16 protein-coding genes and 1 pseudogene are annotated in these 16,302 nt (G+C 41.3%); all 17 read right to left on the bottom strand.

Annotated elements, in window-relative coordinates; translation table 11 throughout:
• Position 1 precedes the first annotated feature (1 nt).
• Positions 2 to 1,627: an IS66 family transposase gene (gene tnpC, locus P253_RS10790; protein ID WP_016659044.1), complete on the bottom strand. Its 1,626-nt coding sequence runs from the start codon at positions 1,625 to 1,627 to the stop codon at positions 2 to 4.
• A gap of 74 nt (positions 1,628 to 1,701) precedes the next feature.
• Positions 1,702 to 2,037 (bottom strand): IS66 family insertion sequence element accessory protein TnpB, encoded by a 336-nt coding sequence (tnpB, locus tag P253_RS10785; RefSeq protein WP_023274422.1) that lies wholly within the window; start codon positions 2,035 to 2,037, stop codon positions 1,702 to 1,704.
• Entirely contained in the window at positions 2,034 to 2,417 is a 384-nt protein-coding gene (tnpA, locus tag P253_RS10780; protein ID WP_016659046.1) for an IS66-like element accessory protein TnpA, read from the bottom strand. The genes tnpB (P253_RS10785) and tnpA (P253_RS10780) overlap by 4 nt, the downstream gene beginning before the upstream one ends.
• A 201-nt stretch (positions 2,418 to 2,618) precedes the next feature.
• A complete protein-coding gene (locus tag P253_RS10775) occupies positions 2,619 to 3,926 on the bottom strand; it encodes an MFS transporter (RefSeq protein WP_016658594.1) in 1,308 nt (435 codons plus the stop codon).
• A gap of 81 nt (positions 3,927 to 4,007) precedes the next feature.
• Positions 4,008 to 4,658, bottom strand: a complete 651-nt coding sequence (locus P253_RS10770; protein ID WP_016658593.1) for a hypothetical protein — start codon at positions 4,656 to 4,658, stop codon at positions 4,008 to 4,010.
• A 13-nt stretch (positions 4,659 to 4,671) separates the two neighbouring features.
• Positions 4,672 to 5,385: a HupE/UreJ family protein gene (locus P253_RS10765; RefSeq protein WP_035363463.1), complete on the bottom strand. Its 714-nt coding sequence runs from the start codon at positions 5,383 to 5,385 to the stop codon at positions 4,672 to 4,674.
• A gap of 395 nt (positions 5,386 to 5,780) precedes the next feature.
• Positions 5,781 to 8,912, bottom strand: a complete 3,132-nt coding sequence (locus P253_RS10760; protein WP_016658591.1) for an efflux RND transporter permease subunit — start codon at positions 8,910 to 8,912, stop codon at positions 5,781 to 5,783.
• A gap of 14 nt (positions 8,913 to 8,926) precedes the next feature.
• Entirely contained in the window at positions 8,927 to 10,399 is a 1,473-nt protein-coding gene (locus P253_RS10755; RefSeq protein WP_016658590.1) for an efflux RND transporter periplasmic adaptor subunit, read from the bottom strand.
• Positions 10,400 to 10,411: 12 nt separating this feature from the next.
• The gene (locus tag P253_RS10750; protein WP_016658589.1) at positions 10,412 to 11,611 is read right to left on the bottom strand and encodes a TolC family protein; all 1,200 of its coding nucleotides are present in this window, start codon (positions 11,609 to 11,611) and stop codon (positions 10,412 to 10,414) included.
• Positions 11,612 to 11,658: 47 nt separating this feature from the next.
• Positions 11,659 to 12,111 carry a hypothetical protein gene (locus tag P253_RS10745; protein ID WP_035363461.1) on the bottom strand — a complete coding sequence of 151 codons (453 nt, stop codon included), beginning with the start codon at positions 12,109 to 12,111 and terminating at the stop codon, positions 11,659 to 11,661.
• Between the two features lie 243 nt (positions 12,112 to 12,354).
• On the bottom strand, positions 12,355 to 12,528 hold the full coding sequence (locus P253_RS15530) for a helix-turn-helix transcriptional regulator (RefSeq protein ID WP_228128864.1): 174 nt from the start codon (positions 12,526 to 12,528) through the stop codon (positions 12,355 to 12,357).
• 45 nt (positions 12,529 to 12,573) lie between these two features.
• Positions 12,574 to 12,753 carry a hypothetical protein gene (locus tag P253_RS10740; RefSeq protein ID WP_016658587.1) on the bottom strand — a complete coding sequence of 60 codons (180 nt, stop codon included), beginning with the start codon at positions 12,751 to 12,753 and terminating at the stop codon, positions 12,574 to 12,576.
• Between the two features lie 37 nt (positions 12,754 to 12,790).
• Positions 12,791 to 14,458, bottom strand: a complete 1,668-nt coding sequence (gene tnpC, locus P253_RS10735; RefSeq protein WP_016658586.1) for an IS66 family transposase — start codon at positions 14,456 to 14,458, stop codon at positions 12,791 to 12,793.
• A 74-nt stretch (positions 14,459 to 14,532) separates the two neighbouring features.
• Positions 14,533 to 14,868 (bottom strand): IS66 family insertion sequence element accessory protein TnpB, encoded by a 336-nt coding sequence (gene tnpB / locus P253_RS10730; RefSeq protein WP_004828548.1) that lies wholly within the window; start codon positions 14,866 to 14,868, stop codon positions 14,533 to 14,535.
• Complete coding sequence (tnpA, locus tag P253_RS10725) at positions 14,865 to 15,248, bottom strand: IS66-like element accessory protein TnpA (protein WP_002114018.1); 384 nt, start codon at positions 15,246 to 15,248, stop codon at positions 14,865 to 14,867. Before tnpA (P253_RS10725) ends, tnpB (P253_RS10730) begins: the two co-directional genes overlap by 4 nt.
• 85 nt (positions 15,249 to 15,333) lie before the next feature.
• A pseudogene (locus tag P253_RS15955) lies at positions 15,334 to 15,447 on the bottom strand (hydrolase or metal-binding protein); the annotation flags it as partial.
• Positions 15,448 to 15,515: 68 nt separating this feature from the next.
• The coding region (locus P253_RS10715; RefSeq protein ID WP_023274421.1) for an IS5 family transposase at positions 15,516 to 16,302 on the bottom strand (787 nt) is incomplete at its 5' end.

Below are 16,302 nucleotides of genomic sequence, written 5' to 3'. Positions count from 1 at the left end.
TTTAATTTGAGTTGGATTTCCAGCGATGTGGCAGTAATTCTTCTATTTGGGTCGCTTTATGCGTCGGCAGCCTTTTCAGCGCATCACTTAAATAGGCATACGGATCCAAGCCATTCAGCTTTGCTGACTGGATTAAAGTCATGATATTCGCCGCTCGCTGGCCGCTGCGCAGCGAGCCAGCAAACAGCCAGTTCTTGCGCCCTAAGGCCCAAGGTCGCATTTGATTCTCTACCCAATTGTTGCATATCGGTAGATTGCCATCATCCAGATAACGGCTTAAGGCTGGCCAACGCTTCAGAGTGTAATTGATAGCCTTGGCGGTAGGAGAACTCGATGGCACTGTCAGATGATGTTGGTTGAGCCATTCATATAGTTGTTGCATCACTGGTTGACTATACTGTTGTCGGTATTCGCGGCGGTCTTCCGCTGTACCATCGGTCTTTTTCCTGAGTTCTGCTTCTATCGCATACAGTTTCTGAATCAGCACTAATGCCTGTTCAGCGACCTGACTTTTCCCAGTTACATGCAGTTCATGGAATTTACGACGTGCATGGGCCATGCAGCCCACCTCAATGACCTGGCCTGATTTAAAGCGTGCTTTATAACCACTGTAATCATCACAGACTAGATAACCCTGCCAGCCTTTCAAGAACTCTGCAGCATGCTGGCCTGAACGACTATCCTGAAAGTCATAGATCACCGCCTGAACTGGATTGTACTGTGTAGTGGCATAGGCCCAGACATAACCTTTCTTCGGTTTTTTATCATTCTCACCCATCCGCATGATGGTGACCGGTGTTTCATCTGCATGCAGCACCTGCTGTTGTAGTACCACCTCTTTTAAGGCATTGGCCAGAGGTTCCAGTTCTACACCGCAGCGACCTATCCAGTCAGATAAAGTTGATCTAGAAAGTTCGATTCCCGCCCGCTGATAGATCAGACGTTGACGGTACAGCGGCAAATGATCGGCATATTTCGATACCAAAACATGGCTGAGCAGTTCAGGTGAAGCAATGCCTTTATCAATCACATAGGCGGGCATCGCTTGCTGAGTCAGAGTGTCACACTGATCACAGACCCATTTACCACGCACATGCTGTTCCTTATAGAACTGTGCCGGTCTGAAATGCAGTTTTTCACTGACATCTTCGCCGATACGACGGAGTTGGCAGCCACAAGCACATTGGGTTGATGCAGGTTCATGCTCAATACGGATGGTGTGTAGATGATCTGGCAGTGGTCGACGTTTAGGTTTATTGGTTTTGGCTTTCTGTGTCACTGCATCGGTTTTATCTGCATTTAGCCGTTCCAGTTCTAGATCAACCGCGGCAATATCTTCTTCAACCGCTTCATCCCACAGGTGGATTTGTTTTGCAGTGAGATGTTCGTTTTTACTGCCGAATTTGTGCTGTTTAAATAGTGCGAGTTCATGCTCGTATTTTTGATTGAGAATAGAAAGATGTTGAACTTTAGAATCTAATTGCTGATTGGTGACTTCAAGATGTTGAACTCTGGCATCTAATTGCTGGTTTGATTGTGCTAGAGACTGATGCTGCAGTGCCAACTGTCTGGTGAATTCCAGCAGTTGTTCATGGGTCAGTTGGCTTAAGTCAGGCAGCGTATTCATGACCGCAGTATGCCTGAGGTCATGAGAAGAATGAAATAGAACGTTTGGAGAATAGCAGAATGGAACAGCCTGGTTTAAAGCATCGTCACCACCTGCTGTCGTCCAATGCGCTGCCAAGGCAAACCCTGGATCAGTGCCTGTAACTGTTCCGGGCTGAGGGCTACGCTTTCACCCTGGTGAACTTTAGCCCAGTGAAATTTGCCCTGTTCCAACCGCCGGGCACACAGCCAGATGCCCAGTCCATCATGTACCAGCACTTTCATGCGATGGCCACGTTTATTACAGAACAGGTAAGCACAATGCGGTTTAATGTAGCCAAAGGCTCTCACCACCTGAGCCATGACAGTATCCATTCCTGCTCGCATATCCATGGGCTGGGTAGAGAGCCAGATCTCATCAATGCGGATCATGTTGCAAGTGCCTTGAGTAATTCTGCTAAAGCAGATATTTCTGATACTTGCCATTTCAAGCCAATTTCTGCTTTTGAGTGGGGTAAAGTAATTTTAACTTTTAACATGTCAGTAGGAGTAGGATCTAATGGTGCAGAGCAAGATAAGGCAATAAATGCAGGTTTATTCGGTAGTGGTGAGCGATCATTCCCTGGCTTAGCATCAATTAAGCGAATCCATTTGGATACAAGATTTGTATTCAATCCATGTTGCAAAGCGACTGAAGCAATTGAAACGTCCGGTGCTTTACAAGCCTGAACGATCTGCTGTTTAAATTCAGCACTGTATGTTCTTCGTTTTTTCGCAAGAGATGCGATGGATGTCTGATTATTTGTAGTCATAAATTTAAGTCCCCACTTGTTTCTAAGTGGGGACTAAATTAAGGCTTATAGGATGAATTCAGAAGGTGTGTTCAGCGGACGCTTACACTGTATCTCTCTAACAGGAGCATATTTGAGTACTTGAACTAGAATGCAAAATAAGAATTGTATTTTTTATTCAAAGCACATTTTCTATCTTTTAATCTATTCAATAAGCTTAGCTTATTTCGGCCAATGCTGATGGTAATGATCGACCATGAATTCATGTTCATGTTTACCATCCTTATTATGTTCGAGGAGATGTGCATGATCTGGTGGTAAATCTGCATGATGATGTTCTTTCACCTCATCATCTCTTGCTGACCAAAGTAAGCTTGCTGCAATGAATGCAAGAACAGCAATAATGGCCATTGGAATAAAGGTAAATAATGTTCCAAAGTTGGTACTGAGCCAGCCCACCAAAGGATAGGTAATCAGCCAGCAAGCATGAGAAAATGCAAATTGAGCTGCGAATAATGCAGTGCGGTTTTCACTGTCTGCAGATTTACGAATTAAACGTCCTGTCGGTGTTTGTGCAACTGAATAGCCAATACCTAAAATAAACCACAGCACCAATAAGTTATTAAAATTGCCAATGAAATAGCCCATAAATAAGCCAATCACAAGGATAGCAGTACCTGCAAGCATTACTTTGCGGTCTGCAAATTTATCTATAATTTGGGGTAGGATGAAAGCTGAAAGCATTGAACCCAAGCCAAACAAACCAAATGCTAATGTAGTTGCATGTTCTGTTAATTTAAAAGTGGATTGTACCAATACCACAGTATTTACAATGACCAGCGCGCTTGCTGATGCAATAGCAAGATTGAGTGCCAAGAGAGCTTTCAAGCGTGGGGTATTTAAATAAATTTTTGACCCTTGCTTAATACGGTAATACACGCCTTTAAATTCAGGAACTTTAGCCCTAGGAAGTTTGGCACTCACGACAAATAATGCTGAACCAATAAATCCAATTACAGTTCCTAAGAATAAATTGTGATAACTGATGTAGGTCAATAAAAATGCAGCCAGCATTGGGCTAATAATATTTTCTAAATCATAAGCTAAGCGAGATAATGACAAGGCATTGGTATATTCTTTTTCTTCTGGCAGTACATCAGGAATCATGGCTTGAAAAGTCGGGGTAAATGCTGCTGAAGCTGATTGCAAAATAAAAATAAGCACATAAATTTGCCAAATTTGCGTCACGAAAGGTAAACACAATGCTGTACAAGCCCGAATAATATCCAGAGTAACAAGTACTTTTTTACGTGGCAAACGTTCTGCAAAAGCAGATGCAATTGGTGCAACTCCAATATAGGCAATCATCTTAATGGCTAAGGCGATGCCTAAAACCTCTGCGGCTTGACCTTTGGCAATATCATAGGCTTGTAATGCAAGTGCAATCGTAATCAACCCTGTACCAACAAGTGCGATCACTTGGGCCAAGAACAAATGTCTATAGGTTGTGTTTTTTAATACTTCAAGCATTTTAGAGACTCCTTATTCAGAACCTAACCATTTATGCCAATTAAGATCTCCTTGGACTAGTCCAAGGAGATTATTTCAAACTTAAAAAACTTTTTTCATCTCGCTAAACTGACCTTCAACATTCAGTGTTACCGTCACGTTCTGCTCTGTACGATTGCGCCAGAACCAACCATGAGAGCCATCAAATGCTGCTGTTAAAGTACCTTGTTGTGCTGTTTCATTACGACCTTTTCCATAACCATGGTAAAAATCTTTAGGTGCATTTACAGGATCACCGTGAGAATCGTAATTCAAGCCACCACCATTAGTTTTCCAATCAAAATTCACGCTGGCACCTTCAGGCATTTTTACTTTGACTTCAGTTGCTTGACCAGGTTTAAGTTCAATACTAATTGAGTCTTTCATAATTCCGGGCATAACCGCTGTCTGAGCAACAATATCTTCTTCAACTGGACTTACCACTTGAGCATTAGAATCTACAGTTCCATCAGTTGATGAGCTTTCTGTCACACCCATACCATTTTCAGACTCTTCTGCAAGTGACTGCTTAATCTCACCCATATTGGTTAAACCAAGTACTTTACCTATACCGGTAGGATCAATGGCATATTCTGCTGGCATTACACAGGTCACGAGAACCACGACTGCGCTCACAGCTGCAATAATGGTAGATTTAATTAACTTTTTAGATGATGGAAGTTCAACATCTTTTGGAATTTCATTGTTATACATTGCTTAAAACCTTTTATTGAGTGAAGTATCCAGTGAGCTGAAGACCCACCAATAGAAAACCAAGGAACATGAGAAATACGTTACTCTGATATGCCGTTTTGAAGAAAAAAGAGGTCTTTCTCCACATGGTCATTAACAATAAAATGATACAGAGCGCCATAAATTGACCTAATTCAACACCAATGTTGAATGAGATTAAGTTGGCTAATAACCCATCTTCAGGCACTTCATATTCTTGAATTTTCACGGCCAAACCAAAACCATGGATCAAACCAAAGATTAGCGTCGCAATCTTTGTATTCGGTTGAAAACCAAACCAGCGCTGGTATGCACCAAGGTTATCCAAAGCCTTGTAAACAATAGAAAAACCAATAATGGCATCAATAATGTAAGCATTCATCGAAATGTTGTAATACACACCAACCAGCATGGTGATTGAATGCCCAATGGCAAACAGGCTGACATACAGGCCAATATCCTTCATTCGATAAAGGAAAAAGATAATCCCAACCAAAAAAAGTAAATGGTCATAGCCAGTCACCATGTGTTTAGCGCCCAAGTAAATAAATGGAATCACATGGACACCATATATTTCTTGGATATAGCCCTTATCCCCTTCGGCAACACCATGTGCCAATAAGACAGGACTGAATAAAATCAAACTCAATACCACAAATAGTTTCAAGCCGATTTTGTTCTTCACATATTGTGAAAAATAATTCGTCATCAATTTAAACTCCAAAAAAAATAAAAGAATCGAAAAAACCTTTAATGTTTTTGGTGGTTTAAAAATTCGACTGGCCATCAAAAAGATATAACGCTGAATACGATCGCGTATTTTCCCTGTAGAAAGCAGCAATATTAGTGCAAGAAGTTTTATAGCAGCATATCCCACGACATGCTCATAGAGGTTATCGGTATGCATATGCATTTGCACAGATTCATGCTGATGTGCATGAGCTACATCAAGATTTGAATAATGTTCAATTACACTTATTTCTGAAGCATGCTGATTAAAATGCAAGCACAGCACGAGACTCAAAATACAGGCCAGCCAGATTTTGACAATTTTCAGATTTTGATCTCGCACTATACTCATCATGGGTCTATTCCTGAAAACGATTATTCTGAATATGGAATAGGTTGAGTAGGTTCTTTTGGTCTTCGCTTTTGATTAAACCAGACATAAAGTGTTGGCAGAATAATCAAGGTTAATAAGGTCGAAGATATAATCCCACCGATGACCACAGTAGCGATTGGACGCTGAACTTCTGAGCCAATCCCGACGTTTAAAGCCATTGGGATAAAGCCTAGAGATGCAACTAAAGCTGTAATTAAGACTGGACGTAATCGCTCCAATGCCCCTGTTTTAACTGCAGAGATAAGTTCTTGACCTTGTTCAAGTCGTCTTTGAATGGCTGAAACCAGAACCAACCCATTTAAAACAGCGACCCCTGACAACGCAATAAAACCAACTACAGCAGAGATCGATAAAGGAATATCGCGCAATGCAAGTGCAATCACACCGCCTGTCAATGAAAATGGAACACCTGTAAATACCAATACACTATTACGAATGTTACCAAGTGCCATGTAAATCATTACAAAAATCATCAGTAATGCGATTGGCACGACAATCATTAGGCGATTGGTTGCAGACTCCATTTGTTCAAACGTACCCCCCCATGAAAGCCAATAACCTTCTGGCAGCTTGAAACCTTCATCAATCTTTGCTTGTGCTTCAGCAATGTAGCTACCAATGTCAGTACCACGGACATTGGCTGTGATTACAATTCGACGCTTACCATTCTCACGAGAGATTTGGTTTGGACCTTGAATGGTCTTTAGTTCAATCAGTTCAGATAGCAATACGCTGGTTCCATTTGGCAAATTCATCGGCACTTGGTATAGCTTTTCTAAATCTGTTACTGAACTTTCATCCATCCGTACAACAATATCGAATTTTTTATCACCCTCAAAAACAAGACCTGCTGTCTGTCCAGTAATTAGACTCGCAACTTGGTTTTGAACATCTTCAGCATCTAATCCATAATTCGCAATCATGTCTCGTTTTAATTCAACTGAGACCATAGGCAAACCTGTCATCTGCTCAACTTTGAGATCAGCAGTACCATTAACGCCTTCTAAAATTTCAGCAACTTCTTCACCTAATTCAAGGAGCTGATCAAGATCATCACCAGAAATTTTGACAGCCACATCCGTACGCACACCTGAGATTAGCTCGTTAAAACGCATCTGAATCGGTTGAGTAAATTCATAGTTATTACCGTAAACAGCTTTGGATACACGCTCAATTTCGGCAACGACTTCTGATTTCTCTTTATCAGGATCAGGCCATTGATCTCGAGGTTTTAGAATAACGAAATTATCTGCCACGTTTGGTGGAACTGGATCTGTTGCAATTTCAGCCGTACCAACTTTGGCAAAAATAGTTTTAACCTCAGGAATTTCCTTAATTTCTTTTTCAAGTGCATACTGCATTTCAATCGCTTGAGTTAAAGAAGTACCAGGAATACGTAGGGCATGTAACGCAACATCACCTTCATCTAAAGATGGAATAAATTCAGAACCTAAGCGTGTCGATAAACTTGCACTAAAAACAAAGAAGATAGCGACAAAAGCAATCAGCTTATAGCGGTGATTTAAAGACCAATCAAGGATTGGGTTATAGAAGTTTTTGATCCAGTGTACAATTTTGGATTCCTCATCTTTCACTTTACCTGAAGTCACCAAAGCAACCATAGCTGGTACAAATGTGATTGAAAGAATCATAGCAGCCAAGAGCGCCATTACCACAGTCAACGCCATAGGGGTAAACATCTTACCTTCAACACCAGACAGCGTCATGATCGGCAAATACACCATGATAATGATCAGTTGACCGTACAAAATTGCTTTGCGTGATTCACGTGTAGCTTCGAACACTGTGGCAAAGCGTTCTTGACGCGTTAGAACTCGACCCAACTCTTTTTGTTTTAGCGCAAGTTTCGCCAATGATGCTTCAACAATAACAACTGCACCATCTACAATAATACCGAAGTCCAAAGCCCCCAAGCTCATCAAGTTGGCACTGATCTTTTGGTTTACCATCCCTGTAATAGTCATGAGCATAGACAACGGAATAACCATGGCAGTAATTAATGCAGCACGGAAATGTCCAAGGAAAATAAACAGGACTACGATAACGAGAATTGCACCTTCTAGAAGGTTCTTTTTCACTGTTTCAATGGTGGCATCAACCAGAGTAGTACGGTTATAAACAGCAGATGCTTCTACACCTTCTGGTAGTGATTTTTGGACTTCTTTTAACTTTTCATCAACAGCATGTGCAACATTTCTCGAGTTTTCACCAATAAGCATAAAGGCTGTGCCAAGCACAACTTCTTGACCATCTTTAGTTGCTGCACCAGTACGAAGTTCATGACCAATCGAAATTTCAGCAACATCACTCAAGCGTAGGATATAACCATTACTTGTAGTTACTGGGATATTCTTAATTTGCTCGATAGAATTGATTTGCGAGTCTGAACGAATTAAATACTGTTCACCATTTTTTTCGATATAGCCTGAACCTTTGTTTGAGCTATTCTTAGAAATCGCTTCCACAATATCTTGCTGATCTAAACCAATGCTACGGATATAAGCATAGTTAGGGCGCACGACAAATTGCTTAAGATATCCACCAATGGTGTTGATTTCATTGACACCTTCGACATTTCGTAATTGTGGTTTAATCACCCAATCTTGAAGAGTACGAAGTTCTGTTGGCGATAAAGGATTTGGACTATCTTTACTGTTTTCCACGGTATACATGAAAATTTCGCCAAGACCTGTAGACACAGGACCCATCGATGTAGAAATACCACCCGGTAAACTTGCAGTTACACCTTGTAGTTTTTCATTCACCAATTGGCGTGCAAAATAAATATCAGTGCCTTCATCAAAGATTGCAGTAACTTGCGATAAACCATATCGAGACACTGAACGCGTGTAATCAAGATTTGGAATACCAGCCAAGGCTGTCTCAATTGGATAAGTTACTTGAGTTTCCATCTCAAGTGGAGATAACCCTTTTGCCTCACTGTTAATCTGAACCTGAACATTGGTAATATCAGGTACGGCATCAATAGGCAGTTTAAAGTAGTTATAAACGCCTAATGCACCAATCAACAAGAAGGTCAAAAGTACAAACCATCGACTTCTTATCGAGAATTTTACAATTTGATCAAACATAGTCGCTCCCCTTATCAGTGATCATGAGAAGCGCCAGATTTACCTAGCTCAGCTTTTAGTAAATAAGAATTGCCTGCTGCATAAAGTTGTCCAGGTTTTAAACCTGATTTCACCTCGATGAAACCATTAAATTTATCCCCCAACTCTAGTGGACGAGCTTCGAAATCATTCCCTACACGAATAAACACCACATCCCAATCCCGGAAGTTCTGTAAAGCATCTTCACGAATCACCATGGCTTTCATACTTTCTTTTTCAAAAATATGAGCGCTAATCAACTGACCTGAACGCCATTTAAACTGATTCGGAATTTCGACAAAGATTTGTGCAGTACGAGTTTTAGGATCAATAACATCACTAATATATTTAATACGTCCTAGCGCTTCTTCCGTATTCGGTGCTTCAGCTTTTACTGTTACTTTGTTATTTGGGTTTATCAAATTCAGTTTATCTGCTGGCACATTGACAACAGCCAAAAGCTGAGATGTATTGGCTATCTTGAAAAGTGGTGTTGATGGGTTCACATTTGCCCCCACAGCTCCAAGAACTTCTAGGACTGTACCCGACATAGCAGCACGTACTTCAATCGTACCATTTCCTGCCCCGCCATAAGAACGAATTAAACTGTTTTGTTCATTCACACGGACAAGTGCATCATCGTATTCACGCTTCGCATTGATATAGTCAACTTCTGGTGAAACACGTTTTTGCCACAAGCTTCGCTCCTGCTCCATTTTTTTTCGGGCAAATTGTAAATTATCTTGCGCAATTTTTTGTTCTGCAGAGATACGAATCAGTTCCTGACTTTGCACCACTGCTAGCAAATCACCTTGATTGACTTTATCTCCAATCGAGCGATAGGTTTTCAGCAATGTGCCACTTGCTTTTGGTGTCACAAAGCTTTCAAAATTATCTGGAAACTTCAATTCACCTTTGAGCTCCAACGCAGTTTCAAATTGCATTGGCTGAACCTTCAGCACCTCTAATCCACTGCTTTTTAAACTGGAGTCTGGTATCGTGACACGGCCTTCTTTGGTATCCCATTTCCAGCTATGTTTTTTGCCTTGATAACTCACATTAACGATCATTAGAAATGAATGTGGTTCATAGACAATTTCATTGCCAATCAAGTAATCACTTTCTGGTGTAAAACTGATGTTTTGCTCGGCATCTAAACGCTTAATATAAATATTGGCTTGCAGCTCAGATGGCTTTAATGGTTCATCCTTGAAATAACCATACACACGCAAGTGTGGCTCTACACCTTCTTCAAAGATCTTCACCTCTGCCGCAAAATCACCATCACGGTATAAGCGACCGCCATGAGGCCCTTTTTCATCCCCAGGAACTGCCGCTTTTTCTTCCACAGCTTCCCCATGTTCAGATGTCACAGGCTTGTTCGATGTTTTGTACCAAGCAATCGCACAAAGCACCACCAGTAATGCAATTGCCCCTGAAGCAATCAATATATTCTTAGGCTGATTCATTGTATCTCCCCCTTATTCCTTCGCTAAATCAGTGACATAATTGCGTTCAACTTCGGCAATTTCATTTTGCAAAGCCAACCACAGGTCATAACGAGCCAAATGCTTATCTAGCCAAATTTGTTTAATGCTATTGAATTCAAGCAGTGAAATTTTCCCTGCCTGATAACCCATTTCAGCAATACGAAGACTTTCATTGGTCGCGGGAAGCAAGGTTTTGTCATACTGATGTATGGCATCAATCAGATTTGAAATCTGAATTTGTTTATTTTCTAATTCAATTTTTGTGTTTCGAGCAGTGAGTGCAGAACGTATCTCCGCATAATTTTGCTCTGCTTGAGCAATAGCGATTTTGCCGTTATTACGGTTAAACACGGGAAGCGGTATGGACGTTGACACTAGAAATACCTTGTCATTGGTTTCTTGATAGTTCCGAACACCAACACCTACCGTGATATCAGGTACAGCTTCTTTTTTTGCTAACTCAAATTGAGATTTTGCAAGCTGACTTTTTAAGCTTGCTTCACGCTCGCTTAAACTGGTTTTGTCAGAAAAGTTAATTGTTAAAGGAACTTCAACGGCTTGGTTAGGTAAATCTGGGATGAATTTAGAACATAAATTTTTCTGATACTGAATCTTTTTTAGCTCATTGGAATGACGTAATTTAGACTCAGAAGACAATGCTGAACTTAGTTGAACTTCAGAAGGAATGACTCGACCGAATTTCAATTTTTCATTCAATACATTTGCTTGACGTGCATTGAGTTTACTTTCTGTCGCATATATCTGTGCACGTTGTGATGCAACAAACCAATTTGACATGCAAATGCGTAAATCAGCTTTTAAGTCAGCCTGTCTTTTTACGATTTCATATTCGTTGGTATTGCCTTGAAAACCTGCAACCTGCTGACGCAATGCACGTTTGTTATTGAGTGGAATCTCTTGCGATAAGCCAATCATGGTTGAAGGACCATCTAACTCCTTCAACTTGGAATTTCCAAGATTATCCAATTCGGCATTGAATGTTGGATTATTCAATTTGCCAGCAAATTTTTGATTTACTTCAAAAGCAGTTTGGGAATTCTGCAAACTCTTTAATATAGAGTCATTTGCTATGACCTGTTGTTGAAGCTGTGCATAATTTGACGCTGAATTTGCGTATATCGATACTACAGCTAGACCACAGGCTATAAAAAGCTGTGTTTTTTTAGACATAATTCTACCTATACAAAAAAATGAAAATTATTTCTTGTATAGGAAAATCAATTTCTAAGGACGATTAATGACTTTGAATATGTATAAGAATTACATAAAAAATCCAGTCTCTTTCTGACATCAAATATTCGAATCAGACGTTCAAAATAATGCAGGAAAAACAGGATAAGAGGTAGCAGAAAGCTAATGAGGAAAACAGGATCTATAGAGACTTGATCAACTGCTTGAATCGGTTTTACAGTATGATGAAATTGCGGTTCATCATAACTTTTCCAGCTGTGATTTTTTGTATCTTCTTGCGCTGTCGTTGGCTGATCATCAATATGGGCTAATGACCATTGGCTAGAGTCTGCAGCAGTATCGGCTGAAATAACCACTTCATGATGATGATCGAGATTTTTAACCAAAACTGGCGCCCACGTATAAATCCCCGTCGTTGTTATAGCAAACAAAAACAGGACAAACACAATAATAAGTTTTGTAAACTTATTGGTGAGCATCATCAATGGAATCTCTTAAATCTAATGAAAGGATACTCAATCAGATTTCAAATGTAAATCAATGAAACACCTTTTTCATTTTTAGAATCTAATTTATGCTTCAAATATAACAAAGCTCTTGAGTGAGTAAATTCTTCTGCATGTTTATTGTAGTAGCCTATTGTTTTCATTCAGAACACTTAGGCTAAAAATCAAACTCAGTCTACAAGAAAACAAAAAAATAAGGGAGCCTAAGCTCCCATCTTATTCACGGCTCGCCAGTTTACTTTCAATCCATTGATGAATTTCTAAAACAGACCAAGCTATTATATTTTGGGTAATTTTCACTTTCTTTGGGAAAGTTGGATCGTAGTATGGCGAATATTGATCCATCATGGCGTAAATTGTTGATCGACTCAAGGCAGTTACTCTAATCACCTCTTTCTAGGATATAAAAATAGGCACCTATTGATGCCTTATCTCTTAATTCAAAGTCTGAACACTTTCCTGCAAACCCTTCTGAATATCCTTCCATTGCGTTAAGTCATTAACTTTTTTCTGATCCTGCTGTTGCGGGCTTTCAGCATAAAACTCCTCCACCAAATCTAATCCCTCTTCAGCATTCACCTCAAACCGTGCATTACTATAACCCTGCCGTGCCATCTGATCGTAAGCGTCCGCTGAACCCCATGCCTATTTTTTAATTCGGTTCAGGTTTCCAGCGGTGTGGTAGCAATTCTTCAATCTGAGTCACTTTATGTGTCGGCAACCTTTTCAGCACATCACTTAAATAGGCATAGGGATCCAGCCCATTCAGCTTTGCTGACTGGATTAACGTCATGATGTTTGCCGCTCGCTGACCGCTGCGCAGCGAACCTGCAAATAACCAGTTCTTACGTCCCAACGCCCAGGGGCGCATCTGGTTTTCCACCCAGTTATTGCAAATCGGTAGATTGCCATCATCCAGATAGCGGCTTAAAGCTGGCCAACGCTTCAGAGTGTAATTGATGGCCTTGGCGGTGGGAGAACTCGATGGCACTGTCAGATGATGTTGGTTGAGCCATTCATATAGTTGTTGCATCACTGGTTGACTATGCTGTTGTCGGTATTCGCGGCGGTCTTCCGCTGTACCATCGGTCTTTTTCCTGAGTTCTGCTTCTATCGCATACAGTTTCTGAATCAGCACTAAGGCCTGTTCAGCAACCTGACTTTTCCCAGTTACATGCAGTTCATGGAATTTACGACGTGCATGGGCCATGCAGCCCACCTCAATCACCTGGCCTGATTTAAAACGTGCTTTATAACCACTGTAATCATCACAGACTAGATAGCCCTGCCAGTCTTTCAGGAACGCTTCAGCATGCTGACCTGAACGACTATCCTGAAAGTCATAGATCACGGCTTGAACTGGATTGTACTGTGTAGTGGCATAGGCCCAGACATAACCTTTCTTCGGTTTTTTATCATTCTCACCCATCCGCATGATGGTGACTGGTGTTTCATCTGCATGCAGCACCTGCTGTTGTAGTACCACCTCTTTTAAGGCATTGGCCAGAGGTTCCAGTTCCACACCGCAGCGACCTATCCAGTCAGATAAAGTTGATCTAGAAAGTTCGATTCCCGCCCGCTGATAGATCAGACGTTGACGGTACAGCGGCAAATGATCGGCATATTTCGATACCAAAACATGGCTGAGCAGTTCAGGTGAAGCAATGCCTTTATCAATCACATAGGCGGGCATCGCTTGCTGAGTCAGGGTGTCACACTGATCACAGACCCATTTGCCACGTACATGCTGTTCCTTATAGAACTGTGCCGGTCTGAAATGCAGTTTTTCACTGATATCTTCGCCGATACGACGTAACTGGCAGCCACAACTGCATTGGGTTGATGCAGGTTCATGCTCAATACGGATGGTGTGTAGATGATCTGGCAGCAGTCGACGTTTAGGTTTGTTGACTGTGGCTTTCTGTGTCGCTGCATGGGTTTTATCTGCATTTAGCCGTTCCAGTTCTAGATCAACCGCGGCAATATCTTCTTCAACCGCTTCATCCCACAGATGGATTTGTTTTGCCGTTAAGTGTTCATTCTTTTGGGCGAATTTGTGCTTTTTAAACAGCGCCAGTTCATGCTCGTATTTTTGATTGAGAATAGAAAGATGCTGAACTTTAGAATCTAATTGCTGATTGGTGACTTCAAGATGTTGAACTTTGGCATCTAATTGTTGATTTGATACTTCCAGATGTTGAACTTGAGCATCTAATTGTTGTTTATCTTCTGCGAGTTGTTGATGCTGCATCGCCAACTGCCGGGTGAATTCCAGCAGTTGTTCATGGGTCAGTTGGCTTAAATCTGGCAGCGTATTCATGACCGTAGTATGCCTGAGGTCATGAGAAGAATGAAATAGAACGTTTGGAGGATAGCAGAATAGCCGAGCTTGGTTTAGAGCATCGTGACCACCTGCTGTCGTCCAATGCGCTGCCAAGGCAAACCCTGGATTAATGCCTGTAACTGTTCCGGGTTGAGAGCTACGCTTTCACCCTGGTGAACTTTAGCCCAGTGGAATTTTCCCTGTTCCAGCCGCCGGGCACACAGCCAGATGCCCAGTCCATCATGTACCAGCACTTTCATGCGATGGCCACGTTTATTACAGAACAGGTAAGCACAATGCGGTTTAATGTAGCCAAAGGCTCTCACCACCTGAGCCATGACAGTATCCATCCCTGCTCGCATATCCAGAGGTTGGGTAGAAAGCCAGATTTCATCGATACGGATCATGTTGCCAGCACCTTGAGTAATTCTGCCAAGGCAGGTATTTCTGATACTTGCCATTTCAAGCCAATTTCTGCTTTTGAGTGGGGTAAAGTAATTTGAACTTTTAACATGTCAGTAGGAGTAGGATCTAATGGTGCAGAGCAAGATAAGGCAATAAATGCAGGTTTATTTGGTAGTGGTGAGCGATCACTCCCTGGCTTAGCATCAATTAAGCGAATCCATTTGGATACAAGATTTGTATTCAATCCATGTTGCAAAGCGACTGAAGCAATTGAAACGTCCGGTGCTTTACAAGCCTGAACGATCTGCTGTTTAAATTCAGCACTGTATGTTCTTCGTTTTTTCGCAAGAGATGCGATGGATGTCTGATTATTTGTAGTCATAAATTTAAGTCCCCACTTGTTTCTAAGTGGGGACTAAATTAAGGCTTATAGGATGAATTCAGAAGGTGTGTTCAGCGGACGCTTACATCTGATCTAAAGCATGTTGATTAAAACCACTTTGCTTACTTTGCTGATCTATATCTTTCGCCACTTGAATCGCTTGTTGCAGATTGACACCATCCCTGAGTGTTAAATCCACGTTGTCAACGGCATTCGGCTTTGTTGCACAAAGATTTGAAATGCAAAGCGCCCCTAATTGAGCCAAATTTAAGGCGTAACTTGGGTAAGTGGTCGACCTAATTCCGTAAATCTGTTGAGGACTGCTACACGTGCATGAATCTCATTCACCTGACTAGGAAAGCTTCTTGCCATTAATTTATCGCCTAATAATTTGATGCAATGCATCTTGGTTTCCACCAAACTGCGGCGATGATAGCCTGACCATTTTTTCCATAGTGTCCTGCCTAAACGTTTAACTGTTCGAAGTAATTCATTTCGCGCTAGCGAGCTACTCTTTGTATCTTTCCATGGTTTCGCATTTTTTCTAGGTGGAATCACTGCATGCGCTTGCCGATCTGCAATGACCTGACGGCATTGCTTGGTGTCATAAGCTCCATCGGTATAAACAGAGTCAATCTGCTCATCTTGTGGAATCTGATTAAGTAAATCACCAAGCACCTGTGAATCACTGACATTATTGGTTGTAAGCTGAACTGCTCGTATTTGTAGGGTTTTAGCATCTATACCAATATGAAGTTTACGCCATTGGCGACGATATTCAGGTCCATGTTTCTTGCGTTTCCATTCGCCCTCACCTAGAAACTTCATGCCTGTAGAGTCCATGAGTAGATGCAGCCCATCACTACTTTTTTGGTAGCTGATTACAATATCAATATGCTTTTGTCTTCTACAAAGCGTGGTGTAATCTGGAGCTATCCAATTTAATCCGCAAAGTTTAATCAGACTTTGCACAAAGCCAGTGACCATACGTAAAGACAGACGGAATAAGGATTTAATCATTAAGCAGCATTGGATGGCTGCGTCGGAGTAGGTT

Origin of the sequence: Acinetobacter indicus CIP 110367 (assembly GCF_000488255.1) — a bacterium.
GTDB lineage: Bacteria > Pseudomonadota > Gammaproteobacteria > Pseudomonadales > Moraxellaceae > Acinetobacter > Acinetobacter indicus.
Note: the sequence above shows the minus strand (reverse complement) of the source record. Positions and strands in the feature narration are given on the sequence as shown.